The sequence below is a fragment of the Pseudoalteromonas sp. NZS37 genome, assembly GCF_015864265.1.
Lineage (GTDB): Bacteria > Pseudomonadota > Gammaproteobacteria > Enterobacterales > Alteromonadaceae > Pseudoalteromonas > Pseudoalteromonas arctica.
In genome coordinates this window covers 42,466-58,673 of record NZ_JADYXL010000015.1, presented here as the reverse complement: position 1 = coordinate 58,673, position 16,208 = coordinate 42,466, and the positions used below count along the sequence as shown (strand labels likewise).

General features: G+C 39.9%; 20 protein-coding genes. 6 read left to right on the top strand and 14 right to left on the bottom strand.

The genetic code is table 11. The features are described 5' to 3' along the window. Window positions 1-391 precede the first annotated feature (391 nt). Window positions 392-937 (top strand): gamma carbonic anhydrase family protein, encoded by a 546-nt coding sequence (locus I6F47_RS19340; protein WP_197184386.1) that lies wholly within the window; start codon window positions 392-394, stop codon window positions 935-937. Here I6F47_RS19340 and I6F47_RS19335 read toward each other — a convergent pair. Together I6F47_RS19335 and aroE are read right to left on the bottom strand one after the other, a co-directional pair. Further along, entirely contained in the window at window positions 929-1,183 is a 255-nt protein-coding gene (locus tag I6F47_RS19335) for a DUF1488 family protein (protein WP_007584142.1), read from the bottom strand. The genes I6F47_RS19340 and I6F47_RS19335 overlap by 9 nt on opposite strands. Then, window positions 1,180-2,004: a shikimate dehydrogenase gene (gene aroE / locus I6F47_RS19330; RefSeq protein WP_165723095.1), complete on the bottom strand. Its 825-nt coding sequence runs from the start codon at window positions 2,002-2,004 to the stop codon at window positions 1,180-1,182. The genes I6F47_RS19335 and aroE overlap by 4 nt, the downstream gene beginning before the upstream one ends. A gap of 53 nt (window positions 2,005-2,057) precedes the next feature. Between aroE and I6F47_RS19325 the strand changes: the two genes are divergently transcribed. Then, window positions 2,058-2,495, top strand: coding sequence for a group II truncated hemoglobin (locus tag I6F47_RS19325; protein WP_024609094.1), 438 nt, complete (start codon window positions 2,058-2,060; stop codon window positions 2,493-2,495). A gap of 63 nt (window positions 2,496-2,558) precedes the next feature. On the opposite strand, the gene hemF is transcribed toward I6F47_RS19325, so the two are convergent. The 6 genes from hemF to I6F47_RS19295 all read right to left on the bottom strand — a co-directional run bounded on the left by hemF (window position 2,559) and on the right by I6F47_RS19295 (window position 7,506). Beyond that, complete coding sequence (gene hemF / locus I6F47_RS19320; RefSeq protein WP_197184385.1) at window positions 2,559-3,509, bottom strand: oxygen-dependent coproporphyrinogen oxidase; 951 nt, start codon at window positions 3,507-3,509, stop codon at window positions 2,559-2,561. Window position 3,510: 1 nt separating this feature from the next. Then, complete coding sequence (locus I6F47_RS19315) at window positions 3,511-4,074, bottom strand: L-threonylcarbamoyladenylate synthase (RefSeq protein WP_197184384.1); 564 nt, start codon at window positions 4,072-4,074, stop codon at window positions 3,511-3,513. Window positions 4,075-4,099: 25 nt separating this feature from the next. Next, window positions 4,100-4,675: a DNA topoisomerase family protein gene (locus I6F47_RS19310; RefSeq protein ID WP_101216780.1), complete on the bottom strand. Its 576-nt coding sequence runs from the start codon at window positions 4,673-4,675 to the stop codon at window positions 4,100-4,102. A gap of 114 nt (window positions 4,676-4,789) precedes the next feature. Then, entirely contained in the window at window positions 4,790-5,263 is a 474-nt protein-coding gene (locus I6F47_RS19305; protein WP_197184383.1) for a DUF494 family protein, read from the bottom strand. Between the two features lies 1 nt (window position 5,264). Continuing rightward, entirely contained in the window at window positions 5,265-6,356 is a 1,092-nt protein-coding gene (dprA, locus tag I6F47_RS19300) for a DNA-processing protein DprA (RefSeq protein WP_197184382.1), read from the bottom strand. A 31-nt stretch (window positions 6,357-6,387) separates the two neighbouring features. After that, a complete protein-coding gene (locus I6F47_RS19295; RefSeq protein WP_007584165.1) occupies window positions 6,388-7,506 on the bottom strand; it encodes a LysM peptidoglycan-binding domain-containing protein in 1,119 nt (372 codons plus the stop codon). Window positions 7,507-7,624: 118 nt separating this feature from the next. On the opposite strand from I6F47_RS19295, the gene def reads away from it, so the two are divergent. The 4 genes from def (at window position 7,625) to trkA (ending at window position 11,857) form a co-directional block, all read left to right on the top strand. Further along, window positions 7,625-8,128, top strand: a complete 504-nt coding sequence (gene def / locus I6F47_RS19290) for a peptide deformylase (protein WP_197184381.1) — start codon at window positions 7,625-7,627, stop codon at window positions 8,126-8,128. 24 nt (window positions 8,129-8,152) lie between these two features. Continuing rightward, entirely contained in the window at window positions 8,153-9,106 is a 954-nt protein-coding gene (gene fmt, locus I6F47_RS19285; RefSeq protein ID WP_007584170.1) for a methionyl-tRNA formyltransferase, read from the top strand. Further along, window positions 9,099-10,394, top strand: coding sequence for a 16S rRNA (cytosine(967)-C(5))-methyltransferase RsmB (gene rsmB / locus I6F47_RS19280; protein WP_197184380.1), 1,296 nt, complete (start codon window positions 9,099-9,101; stop codon window positions 10,392-10,394). The genes fmt and rsmB overlap by 8 nt, the downstream gene beginning before the upstream one ends. Before the next feature lie 86 nt (window positions 10,395-10,480). Next, window positions 10,481-11,857, top strand: a complete 1,377-nt coding sequence (gene trkA / locus I6F47_RS19275) for a Trk system potassium transporter TrkA (RefSeq protein WP_004335170.1) — start codon at window positions 10,481-10,483, stop codon at window positions 11,855-11,857. A gap of 81 nt (window positions 11,858-11,938) precedes the next feature. Here trkA and I6F47_RS19270 read toward each other — a convergent pair whose 3' ends face one another. From I6F47_RS19270 to I6F47_RS19245, 6 genes are all read right to left on the bottom strand, one after another. Further along, window positions 11,939-12,154, bottom strand: a complete 216-nt coding sequence (locus tag I6F47_RS19270; protein WP_007584177.1) for an EF-hand domain-containing protein — start codon at window positions 12,152-12,154, stop codon at window positions 11,939-11,941. Between the two features lie 77 nt (window positions 12,155-12,231). Next, a complete protein-coding gene (locus I6F47_RS19265; protein ID WP_004335174.1) occupies window positions 12,232-12,444 on the bottom strand; it encodes a calmodulin in 213 nt (70 codons plus the stop codon). A gap of 139 nt (window positions 12,445-12,583) precedes the next feature. Continuing rightward, entirely contained in the window at window positions 12,584-12,796 is a 213-nt protein-coding gene (locus I6F47_RS19260) for an EF-hand domain-containing protein (RefSeq protein WP_004335175.1), read from the bottom strand. 464 nt (window positions 12,797-13,260) lie between these two features. Next, window positions 13,261-13,920 (bottom strand): flagellar brake domain-containing protein, encoded by a 660-nt coding sequence (locus tag I6F47_RS19255; RefSeq protein ID WP_007584185.1) that lies wholly within the window; start codon window positions 13,918-13,920, stop codon window positions 13,261-13,263. Between the two features lie 44 nt (window positions 13,921-13,964). Next, a complete protein-coding gene (locus I6F47_RS19250) occupies window positions 13,965-15,416 on the bottom strand; it encodes a TrkH family potassium uptake protein (RefSeq protein WP_121953916.1) in 1,452 nt (483 codons plus the stop codon). A 96-nt stretch (window positions 15,417-15,512) separates the two neighbouring features. After that, the gene (locus tag I6F47_RS19245; RefSeq protein WP_101216558.1) at window positions 15,513-16,127 is read right to left on the bottom strand and encodes a YigZ family protein; all 615 of its coding nucleotides are present in this window, start codon (window positions 16,125-16,127) and stop codon (window positions 15,513-15,515) included. Window positions 16,128-16,208 lie beyond the last annotated feature (81 nt).

Below are 16,208 nucleotides of genomic sequence, written 5' to 3'. Positions count from 1 at the left end.
GATGATTGCTTTATATTGTTAAAGAACGTTTTGAGTCGCTTTAGCGTCTCAAGGGATGCGAATAATACACCCTTTATTTTTCGAGTCAACACTTAGTTTTAAACTTTCTTTTTAGAAGATTCAAAACCGAAGTTTTATTTAACTCTCTGAGTAGTTCGTGCCTTGCTATGCTTCAGCGTTTCCCGTCTCAGTGGGGTCGCATTATAGGGAGAACAGATTTTTACGCAAGCACTTTTTTAAAGAAAAAGTAAAAAAAGATGCTGTTCGGTCAGTATCTGAACTAAACCCCCTGAAACTGATAGTTTTGTAACCAAACAGTGCACTGTATGGTACAAAAATCACCTTGCTGATACACTCAAAGCTAATAACTATTATCTAAAAGGTACTAAATATGGCAATCCGTTCTTATAAAGGTATAACACCTTCGTTTAATTCGTCTGTTTATATTGATGAGTCTTCAGTTTTGGTTGGTGATATTACTTTAGGTGATAATAGTAGTGTTTGGCCGTTAGTAGCTGCACGTGGTGATGTTAACTATATACGTATTGGTAAGCGCTCCAATATACAAGATGGCAGTGTATTGCATTTATCTCGTGCAACTAAAAGCAACCCTGATGGTTATCCACTTATTATAGGTGACGATGTAACTGTTGGTCATAAGGTAATGCTGCACGGATGTGTACTAGGAAACCGTATACTAGTAGGTATGGGCGCTATTATTATGGATAACGTGGTTGTTGAAGACGATGTAATTATAGGTGGCGGCTCTTTAGTACCACCAAACAAACGTTTAGAGTCTGGTTACTTATATGTAGGAAGTCCGGCTAAGCAAGTCCGCCCTCTTACAGAGCAAGAACTTGCCTTTTTAAAAATATCTGCCGATAACTATGTATCACTTAAAGATGAATACTTAGCTGAAATCGCTAACTTAAGTTAATAAGCTTACTTCAATTTGGCCTGCCGAGTTATAGCTCTCTTCTTCGATGAGCTCCTCGGCACGTTCTTCGTAATCAAAACGATACTTTTCAAAATATTCTGTTGCGTGACTTTCGTCTGTTAATTTAAGTGTATTTACTTCTATTATACATTCCACCAGCATGCCACTAACTTGTGCAAAAAAAACTAACTGATGATCGGGCTCTCTAAACTCTAGCCTATCTATAAACTGTATTGCTTGATTCATTTAAGCATTCCTTGTTTGAGCGCATCAACGACGGGAAGTATTTTTGGCATTTTGTTACGCCATACATAATATGCTTGAGCAGCTTGACCAACTAACATTCCGCTACCATCTAAAAGCTTAGCGTTAATATTATGCTGTGCAACCCAATTCATAAAAATGGTATTTTGCAGTGAATAAAACATGTCATAAGCGACTTCACAGTTAGTTATGTGTTTTTCATCAAGAGCAGGAAGCTCATTATTCATACTGCTAGAGGTAGAGTTTATAATTAGTGAGTAATCGCTTACTGGTAAATCACTAAAGCCAAAGCCAGATACTGGTCCATATTGAGTAAACAGCTCTGCGAGTTCTTTGGCTTTTTGTGCTGTGCGATTAACTATTATTATTTCCTGAGGGTTATGCTCTAACAAAGGTAAAATAACCCCTCGAGCAGCACCGCCCGCACCTATGATTAAAATGCGTTTATTAGTTATGGCTACTTCATTAGCGAGTAAATCATTTACAAAGCCCACACCATCGGTGTTATCACCGAGTAATGTGCCATCATCTCGTTTTTTTAATGTATTAACAGCCCCTACAATTTTAGCTAATGGCGTAAGCTCATCAGCCATTGCATAGGCTTGCTCTTTAAATGGCATTGTAACGTTAGCACCAACACCACCTTGCTCAAAAAAAGACAATACTGTTTTTTCAAAGTTATCGATAGGTGCTAATATTGCGCGATAGTCGATTTGCTCACCCAGTGATACAGCAAATTGTTTATGTATCGCGGGGGATTTTGAATGTTTAATTGGATTTCCAAAAACCGCATATTTGTCCATTTTAAAGCAACCTCTTTGCAGCTATATACTGCCTATTAACGATGATAAGTAATATGATTAAACGACTTTTTTCTAAATCTAAGCCGGCTCCCGAGCAACAGGCTCCTACTCCTGAAAAAACACCGTATGAAATAATAGGTGGAGAGAAAGGGGCGCGTGCTATCTCCAATCGATTCTACGACATAATGGAGTCAGATGAATACGCTAAACCGTTATATGATATGCATCCTCTGCCATTAGATCGAATTCGCCAAGTATTTTTTGAATTTTTATCTGGTTGGTTAGGCGGGCCAAACCTATTTACTGAAAAACATGGCCAGCCAATGCTACGTAAAAGGCATATGCCTTTTACTGTAGATAAAGCATTACGCGATCAGTGGATGCACTGCATGAATAAAACGCTGGATATAGAAATAGACAATCCGTTGTTACGTGAAGGCTTAAAGCAATCATTCTCTCAACTAGCAACGCATATGATCAATCAGCATTAAATTTGTATTTAGCTACAATGTAAAAAGGCGCTAATTAGCGCCTTTTTGATTACTGTGTAATTGTTATAATTGCCATTCTCTGGCTATCAACTCACTTGGTTGACTAGTTAGCCACTCTTGCGGGCGTAAGTAATACTGATATAGGTTAGCTTCTGGGCTACTTGGCTCTGGTTTATAGTTATATTCCCAGCGTGCAAGTGGTGGCATAGACATTAATATAGACTCAGTGCGCCCGCCACTTTGCAGTCCAAACAACGTGCCTCTATCCCATACTAAATTAAACTCGACATAACGTCCGCGACGATAAAGCTGAAAATCACGTTGTTGCTCTGTGTATTCGTCATTTTTACGACGTTCAATAATAGGTAAATAAGCATCTAAAAAGCCATTACCCACCGATTGCATAAACGCAAAGCTTTGCTCAAAACCAAGTTCGTTTAAATCGTCAAAAAACAAACCGCCTACTCCGCGCGTCTCGTCTCTGTGCTTTAAATAAAAGTACTCGTCGCACCATGTTTTATATTTTGGATAAACTTCACTACCAAATGGCGCACAAATGTCGTGAGCAACTTGATGCCAATGCTGTACGTCTTCTAATACTGGATAAAAAGGAGTGAGATCAAATCCGCCACCAAACCACCATATTGGCTCTTCGCCTTCTTTTTCGGCTATAAAAAAGCGCACATTGGCATGACTTGTTGGTACATGAGGGTTTTTAGGGTGAATAACTAACGACACACCACACGCATGAAAGCTGCGCCCTGCAAGCTCTGGTCTATGTGCCGTTGCCGAGCCTGGCATTGAAGCGCCAAATACATGAGAGTAATTAACTCCGCCTTGCTCTATTACAGCGCCATTTGTGGTTACACGTGTACGACCACCACCGCCTTCTGCTCGCTGCCAGTTATCCTCTATAAATTTAGCACTGCCATCTGCAGCCTCCAAACCTTTGCAAATAGTGTCTTGCAAAGCCATAAAGTATGCTTTTACTTGATCTAATAATTCGCTTTGCATATTAACCTCTAAATATTTTTCCAGTCATGGCATCTTTTATTGTGCTTGGTTGAGTATTACCACCTAACGCCTCATCAACGTAAAAGCCAACTTGTTCTGCAAATTGCTCTTTAGCTTGCTCAATACTAATAACAGTTTCTTGTCCTGTTAAGTTTGCACTGGTTGATACTAGTGGCTTACCAAACTCTTGGCACAAACGCTTTACTGTTGGATGGTTTGTTACTCTTACGGCTATAGTATCAAACTGCCCTGTTAGCCATTTTGGCGTGTCTTTAGATGCAGGCATAACCCATGTAATTGCTGCTGGCCAACTCGAAAAAATATCAGCGCGTTTATCCATTGGTATTTTTGCATCATCTACGTATTTTAATAATTGTCCGTAGTTATCAGCAATTAAAATAAGTCCTTTTTCAACCGGGCGCTGCTTAATAGCTAATAGTGCCTCAACGGCTTGTTGATTATCTGGATCACAACCTAAACCATATACAGCTTCTGTTGGGTATAAAATAACTTCGCCTTGCGTTAAGCATGTTATTGCAGTGGGCGTATTTGAAAGGTCTGACAAAGTAGTCTCCAGATATAATTAAACGTTATTCAGTTGGGGTGAGCTTATGCATGCAGCTTTTTTGTGGGCATTGCAATAATGTGCCGTTTGCCATATTTCTCTCTATGACTATGGGCCAGTTACATTCAGGACACGGGTGTTCAACCGGTTTATTATTAAGTGTGTATTTACAACTTGGATAGCAATCACAAGAATAAAATACTTTACCAAATTTATTACTGCGCGCGACTAAATGACCTTTTTTGCATTTAGGGCAACTTGGCAAAGTGTCTTCGCTTTGTTTTTCTTCATTTTCGTTAGCAATGTAATGGCACTGCGGATATCCCGTACACCCAATAAACATACCGTAGCGCCCATTTTTAACCACCAGCGGTTTGCTGCACTGCGGGCATGCTGAATCTTCAAGAACTTTAATTTCGTTACTATCGTGATGTGCCAACGGCCTAATAAAATCGCATTTGGGATAACTTGCGCATCCTAAAAAAGGGCCTGATTTACTATTGCGGATCACTAACTCTGAACCACACTGTGGGCATATCTCGTATTCTTTTTCGAGGGCGTGCTTGTTCGCCGAGAAAAGCGAATGGTCGATTTTACTCATGGTGATCCTAATAGGTTGGTGAATTTTCGCCTAATATACCCAAACCACTTAAAGATACAAGCAATGCCGTGCTTATCCTTTTAAGTAATTTGAGTACAATTAAGATAATTATCTCTAATGAAGAAGTTCGCTGGGTTCATCAAAAATCAAATCTTCCATCTGCTCATATGCCTCTTCAGAGCCAGGAACATTAAACAAGATCATAAGTACAATCCATTTTAAATCTTCTAGGCTTATGGTTGGTTTATCTAGTGAGGCTAAACAGTCTATTACCATTTCACGTGTTACATTGTTAATTACGCCTATTTGCTCAATAAACATTAAAAAGCCACGACACTCAGCACTGAGCCTTTGGCATTCACTATCGGTAAATATACGCACAGCATCTTTAGGGTTAGCAATAAGATAAGGAGACTCATCGCTGTGTTGTAAATCGGCGAGTTGCTCTAACCAATCAAGAGCTTTAAATATCTCAGGCTTATTAAAGCCCGCACGCAGTAGCTCATCGGTTAACTCATTTTGCTCTGCAAATATATCCGCTTCGCTATGAATGTAATTTTCAAAAAGATACAAAAGAATATCAAACATATTACCTTCCTGCGCTTAACTTGATGTAACCATCTAACACTCGCTCAATCTGATCGTCTAATTCTAAATCGAGCAACCTACTGAGTACTTTATCTATTGGCCACTGCGCACGACGTACAATGTCGTCTACGCTGGTGACTTCAAAGCCAATACTATTTAACACCTCGCATTGAGAATTTGCCTGAATAGGCTGCTCTTTGTTACATACATTATTGTCGTAAGTAAAACTCACCTCATCAAGAATGTCAGCCACGTTTTCTACCAGCTTAGCACCTTGCTTTATTAAAAAGTGACTTGCCTGCGCTAACGGATTTTTAATAGAACCCGGTACTGCAAATACCTCTTTATTTTGTTCAAGCGCATAGCGTACTGTAATTAACGAACCACTTTTAATTTCAGCCTCAACAATAAGCACTCCCAACGATAACCCAGAAATAATACGATTTCGGCGCGGAAAGTTATGCGCATGAGCAGCTGCCCCTGGTAAAAACTCACTCACCAACAGGCCGCTTTCTAAAACTTGATCTGTTAATAGTTTATGGCGTTTAGGATAGTAAATATCAACCCCAGTACCAAGCACCGCTATGGTTTTACCCGTACCAGCAAGAGAGCCCTTATGTGCTGCTCCATCTATTCCCCGTGCCATACCTGAGGTAACTGTAATACCCGCTAAAGTTAACTCGTATGCAAATTCTGATGCTATTTCAAGCCCGGTAGGTGTGGCATTACGACTCCCTACAATTGCAATTTGTGGAGTAGATAATAACGAGACATCTCCCCTACAAAATAGTAATAAAGGCGCACTGGCAATCTGTCGGAGATCTTCTGGATAAAGCGCATCAAAAATACAGACAACTGTAATGTTGTGCAGCGCTATTAATTGCTCATAATGACTGACTTGTTGCCAATTGGTGTTGAGTAAATTACTCGCCTGATTAGCGGTTAATCCAAGCTGTAAAAGCTTGTCATGAGATAAGTCGAATAACGACCCAAGGGAATAATTTGTAGATAGTGCTAAAAGGGTTTTGATACCCAACCCTTTACACATATAAAAGGCAAGCCAGTGGGCTAGCTTGCCAGATGACTGATCCATGCTCTCTCCTAGAGCACCGACTCGCTACTTCTTAATGAATAACTGCAATATCTCCAATGCGAATTGGGTGCTGGTTTTTAGTTATTAATGCATAACTTATTTTGTCATACACTTTAAAGACAATTAGCTCGCCAACTTTTTCTTTAGGCATAGTCCACGTTGTGCTCTCTTCGTCAGACTCACCACCAAATAATTGGCTCACATCAGATAAAAGCTTCTCGTATTTACTAGAATCTTCTGGGTAACGAGGGCCACGAGGACCATCAATAACCGTTGGCGATTGACGTTCTAGATCTAATACATGACCCGCTTCTATGTTTTGTTCACTGCCTAAGTTTAGCACTACAACATCCATTGTGCTGAATTCTCTAACTTGTCGTGGGGAAGCAATAATATTCCCTGTTACAGGCTCAGAAGGACGGTGTATATTAAAGTACGCAGGAAGCATTTGACCTTCCATTGCCGGCATTAAAAAATCGCCTTGCTGAATTTCTCGTTTAACAGATTCAACACGTAATGACGAAGGCACGCCATTGTGTTCATCACCCGCTCTAAACGCACGTGCGATACCCACGTAAGATGCACGCGTTGCTAACACTTCACCGGTTAAATCGGTGTAAGGGTCACCTTTATGGTAAATGGCATATGCTTTATGTACTTGTAAGTCGCCTTTAACATATAAAATATGGCCTAACGTTTGTGTTTTAGTATTTTCGTTAGCACCTAAAATATAAGGTTTGCCTTTAATATCGTCACTGTTCATTGCTTGCTCGTAACTGATATAAGGTTTAATCATTTCAAGCGGCAAAGTAGTAATAGCATTACGCCCTTTTGGTGTAATACGACCCTGAGGAGATAGCTTTCTATATCCTTTATTAATCACTAAACGTGGGTTTCCATCTGCATCGTATATCAGCGCTAATGCGTCACCGGGGTAAATTAGGTGCGGGTTGTCAATTTGTGGATTCATTTGCCAAAGTTCAGGCCATAGCCAAGGCTCATCTAAATAGATACCAGAAATATCCCAAAGTGTATCGCCTTTTTTTACAACATACTGTTTTGGTGCATCTTTTTTTATTTTAAGCACGTCAGCAATTGCGGGAAACGCAGCACTTAACGTAAGCATGATTGCAAGTAATGGAGATTTCATTGAGCTTCCTTGTATTGTTTTTTCATTATTATTGCCCAAAACCTGTTAAAGGTGAACGCGAATGGCTAAAATAAGAGCATACAATACCCTAAATTAAGCACAAGTGAAAAAGGTAACTATGGCTAGGTTAGAAGTTTTAAGATTTCCAGATGAACGTTTACGTACTATAGCAAAAGATGTTGCACAAGTTGACGACACAGTACGCCAAATTGTAAAAGACATGCTAGAGACAATGTACGATGAAAATGGCATTGGACTTGCGGCCACGCAAGTAGATATTCATCAACGAATCGTTGTTATTGATGTATCAGAAGAGCGCGATGAGCCACTGGTATTAATTAATCCACAAATTATTAAAAAAGATGGCTCTACTATTAGCGAAGAAGGCTGTTTATCAGTACCTAACTCGTATGCAAAAGTAGACCGAGCAGAAACAGTAACCGTTGCTGCACTTAACGAAAACGGCGAAGAGTTTGTTTTAGACGCAGACGAATTATTAGCTATTTGTATTCAACACGAACTTGATCACCTTCAAGGTAAATTGTTCATTGATTACTTATCTCCATTAAAGCGCCAACGTATTCGTAAAAAGCTTGAAAAAGAAGCTAAATTTGCAGATTAGTAATAAGTACCTTAGGAAAACTCAGTGACTCAACCATTACGCATTATATTTGCCGGTACGCCGGACTTTGCAGCACGTCATTTACAAGCGCTGATACAAAGCGAACACCAAATAGTGGGTGTATATAGCCAGCCAGATCGCCCTGCAGGTCGTGGTAAAAAATTAAAAGCCAGTGAAGTGAAAGAGCTAGCGCTTGAGCACAACTTACCGGTTTTTCAGCCACAGTCATTAAAAAATGATGAAGCACTAGCAGAACTAACAAGCTTAAATGCCGACATTATGATTGTTGTAGCGTATGGCTTAATCTTACCTAAAGCTATATTAGAAGCCCCACGGTTAGGTTGCTTAAATGTGCATGGCTCTATATTACCGCGCTGGCGCGGCGCTGCACCTATTCAACGCGCAATTTGGGCAGGTGATGAACAAACCGGCGTAACAATAATGCAAATGGATGAAGGGCTAGATACCGGCGATATGCTACATATAAGTCGCTGTCCTATTAGCACGACAGAAACTAGCGCTAGTTTATATACAAAGCTTGCTGAGCTAGGTCCAGACGCGTTAATTGAAACCATTAATAAATTAGCGAATGGCGAGATCACCCCTGAACCTCAAAATGATGAACTTGCTAACTACGCTAAAAAGCTTTCTAAAGAGGAAGCTAATATCGATTGGTCAATGAGTGCACTGCAAATTGAGCGAAACATTCGCTCTTTTAATCCATGGCCAGTGTGCTTTACCCAAATGGGTGGGCAAACAGTAAAGATTTATCAAGCGCAGGTTGTGCTGCAATCAGGTGATCCTGGGCAAATTTTATCAAGCGATAAAAATGGCGTAGTAGTGGCGTGTGGCGAACACGCTTTATGTATTACGCAATTACAGCCGCAAGGTAAAAAACCAATGGCAATTAACGACTTTTTAAATGGTCGTAGTGACTGGGTTACCCCTGGCACAATATTAGGCGAAAACAATGAGTAATGTTCCAAACGTACGAGCGCTGGCCGCTGAAACTTTATATAACGTAGTTGATAAAGGCGCATCGCTTAATCAAGAACTTCCATTTGCAAGCCAAGGCTTGCCGCCTAAAGATAAAGCGTTGCTACAGCAAATTTGTTATGGCGTTTTACGCTACTTACCGAGCCTTGAAAATTACTGCCAACACTTAGTAGAGCAGCCATTAAAAGGTAAACGTAGAATATTTCAGTTTTTATTATACGTAGGTATTTATCAACTGCAGCATATGCGCGTACCACCACATGCTGCAATTTCAGAAACTGTAAACGCACTGGCTCAACTGCGCGCTTTAGGATTAAAAGGGCTGATAAACGCCATTTTACGTAGTTTTCAGCGCCAACAAGCAGAGCTTGAAGAAAAAGCGAAGCTTATTCCGGTATGTTTATACAACCATCCAAATTGGTTTATTAAACAGGTGCAAACAGCCTACCCAGATAGCTGGGAAGCACTACTTGAAGAAAACCAGCAACAAGCGCCAATGTGGCTTCGTGTAAATCAAGCTCAATTTAGCACGCAAGAATACAGCGACATGCTTAGCGCTAACGATATTGAACACACCTTAAACCCTGATTTTATTGATGGGATTAAGCTTGCCAAACCACGTGATGTATTTTCGTTGCCTGAGTTTGATACAGGTGCATGTTCAGTACAAGATGCTGCAGCACAGTTGGCAGCCCGCTTTTTAGAACCTAAAGCAGATGACTATATTTTAGATGCCTGTGCAGCACCTGGCGGAAAAACGTGTCATATATTAGAGCTTGCTGATGCTGATGTACTTGCACTTGATAGCGACTCAACTCGCCTTGAACGCGTTAAGCAAAACTTAACTCGTATTGGCTTAGGTGCAGACCTACAATGTGGCGATGCCTCACAACCACATACTTGGTGGGACGAAAAATTATTTGATCGTATTTTGCTTGATGTGCCTTGTTCAGCCACTGGCGTAATTCGCCGTCACCCTGATATAAAATGGTTACGTCGCGCATCAGATATCGAAGACTTATCTAAGTTACAAAACGATATTCTCGATAGCATTTGGCCACTGTTAAAACCAGGTGGCACATTGGTATATGCTACGTGTTCGGTTCTTCCACAAGAAAACCAACTGCAAGTTGCTAAGTTTTTAGCTAATAACGATGATGTAGAACATATACCTCTACACGAAAATGATACCGTAACAACTCCAGGTTTGCAGTTACTGCCCGGTGAAAGTGATGGATTTTATTACGCTAAGCTAGTTAAAAAAGCCTAATAGCCGTACACTAAATAGTTAGCCATTTATGAAACATTAAATGGCTATTTTTTTAATTAAATTATGATCAATACCACGGGTAAATAATGAAAATAATTATACTCGGTGCCGGGCAAGTTGGTGCTACGCTTGCTGAAAACTTAGTTGGCGAACAAAACGAAATTACCGTTGTTGATATAGACGGTAACCGATTACGTGAACTTCAAGATAAGTACGACTTACAAGGGGTTATGGGCCACAGTGCGCATCCTGATGTATTACGCCGTGCAGGTGCTGAAGATGCCGATATGATTATAGCGGTAACCAGTTCAGATGAAGTGAACATGGTTGCATGCCAAGTGGCGTACAGTATTTTTAAAACGCCCACTAAAATTGCCCGCATTCGCTCAGAGCAATATTTAAAATACCGCGAAAAACTATTTCAAAACGATGATTTACCAATCGATCATTACATTGCTCCCGAAGCACTGGTCACTAAGTATATTCGCCGTTTAATTGACTACCCTGGTGCTCTGCAAGTATTGCAGTTTGCTGATGGCATGCTCTCGTTAGTAGCCGTAAAAGCTTACTATGGCGGTTTGCTTGTAGGTTATGCGTTATCTGCACTTAAAGAACACATCCCTAATGTAGAGACTCGTGTTGCTGCTATTTATCGTCAAGGTAAAGCAATAAAACCATTGGGTACCACCGTTATTGAAGCCGATGACGAAGTATTCTTTATTGCCGCTACAAAACATATACGCGCAGTAATGAACGAGCTACAAAAACTTGAACGTTCGTATAAAAAAATTATGATAGCTGGTGGCGGTAACATTGGGGCAGGCCTTGCCCGCTCACTTGAAAAAAACCACACCGTTAAACTAATTGAACGCAGTAAAGAACGTGCCGAGCAACTCTCAGAAATGCTCGATAACACGGTCGTTTTTTGTGGTGACGCATCTGATCAAGAACTGCTCTCAGAAGAGCATATTGAACAAGTCGATGTATTTATTGCCGTAACCAACGACGATGAAGCAAACATTATGTCGGCCATGCTTGCAAAACGTATGGGCGCACAAAAAACCATGGTACTTATTCAACGTGGAGCTTACGTTGATTTGGTACAAGGCGGCGAAATAGATATTGCCATATCGCCACAACAAGCAACTATATCAGCGTTATTAACGCACGTACGCCGTGGTGATATTGTTAACGTGTATTCACTGCGTAAAGGCGCAGCAGAAGCCATTGAAGCGGTTGCTCATGGTGATGAAAACACATCTAAAGTGGTTGGGCGTGCGATTGCCGACATAAAACTTCCTGCAGGTACAACCATTGGGGCAATAGTACGTAATGACGATGTGTTGATAGCTCACGATGATACAATTATTATGTCGGGCGATCATGTCATCATGTTTTTAATCGACAAAAAACACATTACCGTTGTAGAAAAACTATTCCAAGTAAGTGCTATATTCCTTTAACTAGTTACTCTAATTAGTTAATTTAATACACAAAAAAGCCGCTGACTAAGGCGGCTTTAATGGAGTATGCTTAAATATTGATTACTGTACTTTTGAAAACTCTTCTTTAGAGATTTCACCATTACCATCAGTATCCAAATCATCAAAAATCTTTACAAGCTGAGGGTTAACCTTTGCTTCTTCCATTGTAATAGCACCGTTACCATCTGCATCAAAAGAGGCAAAATCTACTGCGGCATATGCTGCTGATGAAGATGCTAAAACGATAACTGCAAGTGTTGTATTTAATGTTTTCATAATAATATTCCTAGTAATATGGGAAGTCCTTTTCAAAGATCCCTGACTGTGAAAAATGTTTAATCTGAAAAGATTAATTAGTAATTAGCGAATTCTTCTTTAGAAAGCTCGCCGCTACCGTCGGTATCTAGCTCAATAAATTCAGCCATTAAATCTGTATCGACTGCCGCTTCGCTTGGGCTAATTGTGCCGCTACCATCGATATCAAGGCTGTCAAAATCTGATGCTGCAAATGCAGCGGAAGAAGATGCTAGTACTATAAGTGCTAATGCTTTATTTAAATGTTTCATAACTTAATCCTTCAATGTTCTATCAAAAAAATTGCTTCGTTTAACTTAAAACGTAATTTTCCACTTCCTTGTTATCCTCTTTCGTAAGCTCCCTTGCCTACTTAGGTGTCTTTGGCAACTCAGGATAAATACTTTTTAATTAAGCTTCTGAAAATTCTTCTTTTGATAACTCACCATTTTGGTCAGTATCAAGCTCAGAAAACATGCTCATTAGCTTTGCATCTACTGATGCTTCTGCTTGGCTAATTGTGCCACTGCCGTCTACATCCAGTGTGTCAAAATCTGTTGCAGCAAAAGCGGCTGAAGAAGATGCAATAGCGATAAGTGCTAAAGTTTTATTAATACTTTTCATAATATGTATCCTTCAAATTTATGTGTGTGCGATTAAGTATTTCACTTTGAATCACGATTTCGTTCAGTACACTTAGACTATTACAACTTAGATGCCAACATTTAAAAGCTATTAATTTTCAATAAGTTAAATATAAAACGTACAACAAGAAGGCGTTTTTAGAATAATTATTGTTGCCCTTTAGCAACACGTTTTAAAGGGCCTACATTAAAACCATTAAAAACATATAGTTATGTTTATATAAAAAGATACATTTTTAAATGTATGGTTTTAAAAGGAGGGATTTAAAAGAATAATTGAGATAAATTTTAACGAGGAAGCTTTAATAACAAAAACAAGCTGTAAAAAACAAAACGTAATCAATTGTTTTATTTAAATAATAATTTTAATTATGAAAGAGAGAAAAAACATTTTATAAATACTGACATAAAATGCCTTTTTGTTGCAAATAAGCGAAAACCTATTTATTCAACGGTAGGCTCAAGCGCAGAAGGGTCTATAAAATGCTCTTTCATAAAGGCTTTCATTTCATCCTCGCTTGCTAGTAGCTTAATTCCACAGTGCACACCGGCGGCATGCTCTTTAACACTGCAAATTTCACCTTCAAAATCTTTATCACTGCTATTAAGTACGACAGTGCATTGCATATCTTTAATACTTTCAACTTGCTGATCGCCTCTAATATCAAACATTACACCAGTGAGTGAAATGTCTTTAATAAGGCCTTCAAGTACCCTATCGTCACTTAGCTTTAGCTTTGCAGGTAATAAGGTAGGTATGCGTGTTTGTGAGCGTAGCGCAAATAACTGCACTTGCTTTGGAAAGTTTATAAACACGAGTTTAGCGGGATGAGAGGCTACCGACATAATTTGCTGGCGAAACGCAATAACTTGCCCACCACTACCTTCAATAAGCGCTCTTACAACAACCATTACGCCATCACGTAAATAGTCACTCGCCGCAGGTAAACGCTTTGCATTGGGATAATTTAAAATAATAAACTGTTTATCGAGTAAACCAACTAATTCAGTTTTAACACGCTTACTGCTTGTAGGTGTTAATATTTCTAGGTCGACTAAGCTGCCTACACTTATATGCTTTAGCTTTTCTAAATTTGTTGGCATATCCCTTTCCCAATAGTTCGTAATTTAAAACTTAAGCCGCTCGTTTATCCACGCCAAAAAGTAGGCGTAAATAGCACTAATAAAGTAAATATTTCTAAACGACCAAACACCATTGCAATGGTAAGCAACCATTTAGCACCATCGGTTATAGCGCCATAATGCGATGCTACATCACCCAGACCTGGACCTAAGTTATTTAAACAAGCCGCAGTGGCTGAGAACGCAGTTATGTTATCCATACCCGTGCCCATAAGCGCTAACATAATAATAATAAACACCAATGCATACGCAGAGAAAAATCCCCACACGGCTTCTACTACTTTGTCTGGCAACGCCTTTCGACCCAGCTTGATTGAATATATAGCCCGAGGGTGCACCAAACGATTAAGCTCACGCACACCCTGCAAGTAAAGTAAGAACACGCGCACTACTTTCATACCACCACCGGTAGAGCCTGCACAACCACCAATAAAGCTCGAAAATATAAGTAAAATAGGTAAAAACAAAGGCCATGTTGAAAAGTTATCAGTAGCAAAGCCTGCTGTTGTACTCATAGAAACAGCTTGAAATAATGCCTGATCGAGGGTTTCATCGCCATTAGCAAATATTTCATTAGAGGAAAGTACGGTAAAGCAAATAACCACCAGCGCTAATTGAATACACAAAAACACCTTAAACTCAGGGTCTCGAATATAAACTTGTACGTTTCGACTCGCCACTGCAGCGTAGTGCAGGGAGAAGTTAACAGCGGCAATAATTAAAAAGAACACACAAATAAAGTTAATTACAGGGCTGTCAAAGTGCCCCATGGAAGCATCGTAAGTAGAAAAACCACCTATCGCGACCGTTGAGAATGCATGACATATCGCATCAAACCACTCCATCCCTGCTGCCCAATAAGCCAGCATACAAGCAATAGTCAGCGACACATAAATATACCAAAGGTGCTTTGCTGTATCGGCAATTCGCGGGGTCATTTTGGAATCTTTTACAGGCCCAGGTATTTCAGCGCGATATAACTGCATACCACCAACACCTAGCATGGGGAGTATAGCGACAGCGAGTACGATTATACCCATACCGCCAAACCACTGGAGTTGCTGGCGATAAAACAATACCGACTTAGGTAAGTACTCAATACCGGTAAGTACTGTAGCGCCGGTGGTTGTTAAGCCAGAGAATGCTTCAAACACCGCATCGGCGAGCGACAAATTAGGTTCTTGTAAAAATATAAGCGGCAAGGACGCAAACGCCCCAAGTACCAGCCAAAACAAAACAACAATTAAAAAGCCTTCACGTGCTTTTAAGTCACCGTTTTCATGGCGGTTTGGGTAATAAGCCATCATGCCAATAACAACACTAAAGATAAATGCTAAAACAAAAGGAACACCACCACCGTCTTTATATATTAAAGACACCAGTGCCGGAGGCACCATGGTAATACTAAACAGCGCAACAAGTTGGCCAAGAATTTTTATGATGGTACGAAATTGCATTTAGCTTGTCGCTTTTATTATTAGTAAATTCAGGCTGAGTAGTATCAACCAAATTAAATAGGGTCAGTATGCATTACATGCAATTTGTGTAGGTTATTACTCTTTAATAGTTAACTCAACTGCGCCGTGACTTAAATCAAAAATATCTTTGATTGCTTGCTGAGCTTCGCGGCTATCTATTGTAATCACCCATTCAATATTAGCAGTAAATTGCTTATCAATATTAAGCACTTGATACTTTGTTTTTAATAACTGCTCAATCGCACCTTGCATGCTGTACTCGCTACTCCCTGTAATTTCAACACTGGGAACTTTAAGTACCGTTTGCAATTTTACTAATGCATTATTTAATGAGCCACCATAAGCACGTACTAATCCGCCCGTGCCTAATTTTATTCCGCCAAAGTAACGTGTGACTACAGCTGTGATTTCGCCAAGGCCTGAACCCACCAGCACATTTAACATAGGTTTTCCTGCAGTGCCATTTGGTTCACCATCGTCCGAAAAACCATAAACATGGCTGCCACCGGGGTTGCCTGCCACATGTGCCCAGCAGTTATGACGCGCATCGCTATACTTTTCTTCAATGCTTTTAATAAATGCTTTAGCTGAATTTAAATCGGGGGTATGTGCAATGTGAACTATAAACGTACTTTTTTTAATTTCTTCTTGATGAAAAACGTCAGCAGCGGGATATTTATATTCAGGCATATTTTAAACTTGTAAAAAGGGGGCCAAAAGGCCCCTTTAAATAATGTACGTATTTTAACGTGTATAAACTAATTAGTGTTA

Excerpts from the sequence above, each read along its gene's own strand:
- I6F47_RS19340 (WP_197184386.1), top strand. The coding sequence starts at position 392 with ATGGCAATCCGTTCTTATAAAGGTATAACACCTTCGTTTAATTCGTCT.
- I6F47_RS19250 (WP_121953916.1), bottom strand. The coding sequence starts at position 15,416 with ATGCAATTTCGTACCATCATAAAAATTCTTGGCCAACTTGTTGCGCTG.
- I6F47_RS19245 (WP_101216558.1), bottom strand. The coding sequence starts at position 16,127 with ATGCCTGAATATAAATATCCCGCTGCTGACGTTTTTCATCAAGAAGAA.
- I6F47_RS19335 (WP_007584142.1), bottom strand. The coding sequence starts at position 1,183 with ATGAATCAAGCAATACAGTTTATAGATAGGCTAGAGTTTAGAGAGCCC.
- hemF (WP_197184385.1), bottom strand. The coding sequence starts at position 3,509 with ATGCAAAGCGAATTATTAGATCAAGTAAAAGCATACTTTATGGCTTTG.
- I6F47_RS19270 (WP_007584177.1), bottom strand. The coding sequence starts at position 12,154 with ATGAAAACATTAAATACAACACTTGCAGTTATCGTTTTAGCATCTTCA.
- trkA (WP_004335170.1), top strand. The coding sequence starts at position 10,481 with ATGAAAATAATTATACTCGGTGCCGGGCAAGTTGGTGCTACGCTTGCT.
- dprA (WP_197184382.1), bottom strand. The coding sequence starts at position 6,356 with ATGGATCAGTCATCTGGCAAGCTAGCCCACTGGCTTGCCTTTTATATG.
- I6F47_RS19255 (WP_007584185.1), bottom strand. The coding sequence starts at position 13,920 with ATGCCAACAAATTTAGAAAAGCTAAAGCATATAAGTGTAGGCAGCTTA.
- I6F47_RS19260 (WP_004335175.1), bottom strand. The coding sequence starts at position 12,796 with ATGAAAAGTATTAATAAAACTTTAGCACTTATCGCTATTGCATCTTCT.
- I6F47_RS19310 (WP_101216780.1), bottom strand. The coding sequence starts at position 4,675 with ATGAGTAAAATCGACCATTCGCTTTTCTCGGCGAACAAGCACGCCCTC.
- aroE (WP_165723095.1), bottom strand. The coding sequence starts at position 2,004 with ATGGACAAATATGCGGTTTTTGGAAATCCAATTAAACATTCAAAATCC.
- I6F47_RS19325 (WP_024609094.1), top strand. The coding sequence starts at position 2,058 with ATGATTAAACGACTTTTTTCTAAATCTAAGCCGGCTCCCGAGCAACAG.
- I6F47_RS19265 (WP_004335174.1), bottom strand. The coding sequence starts at position 12,444 with ATGAAACATTTAAATAAAGCATTAGCACTTATAGTACTAGCATCTTCT.
- I6F47_RS19295 (WP_007584165.1), bottom strand. The coding sequence starts at position 7,506 with ATGAAATCTCCATTACTTGCAATCATGCTTACGTTAAGTGCTGCGTTT.
- rsmB (WP_197184380.1), top strand. The coding sequence starts at position 9,099 with ATGAGTAATGTTCCAAACGTACGAGCGCTGGCCGCTGAAACTTTATAT.
- I6F47_RS19305 (WP_197184383.1), bottom strand. The coding sequence starts at position 5,263 with ATGTTTGATATTCTTTTGTATCTTTTTGAAAATTACATTCATAGCGAA.
- def (WP_197184381.1), top strand. The coding sequence starts at position 7,625 with ATGGCTAGGTTAGAAGTTTTAAGATTTCCAGATGAACGTTTACGTACT.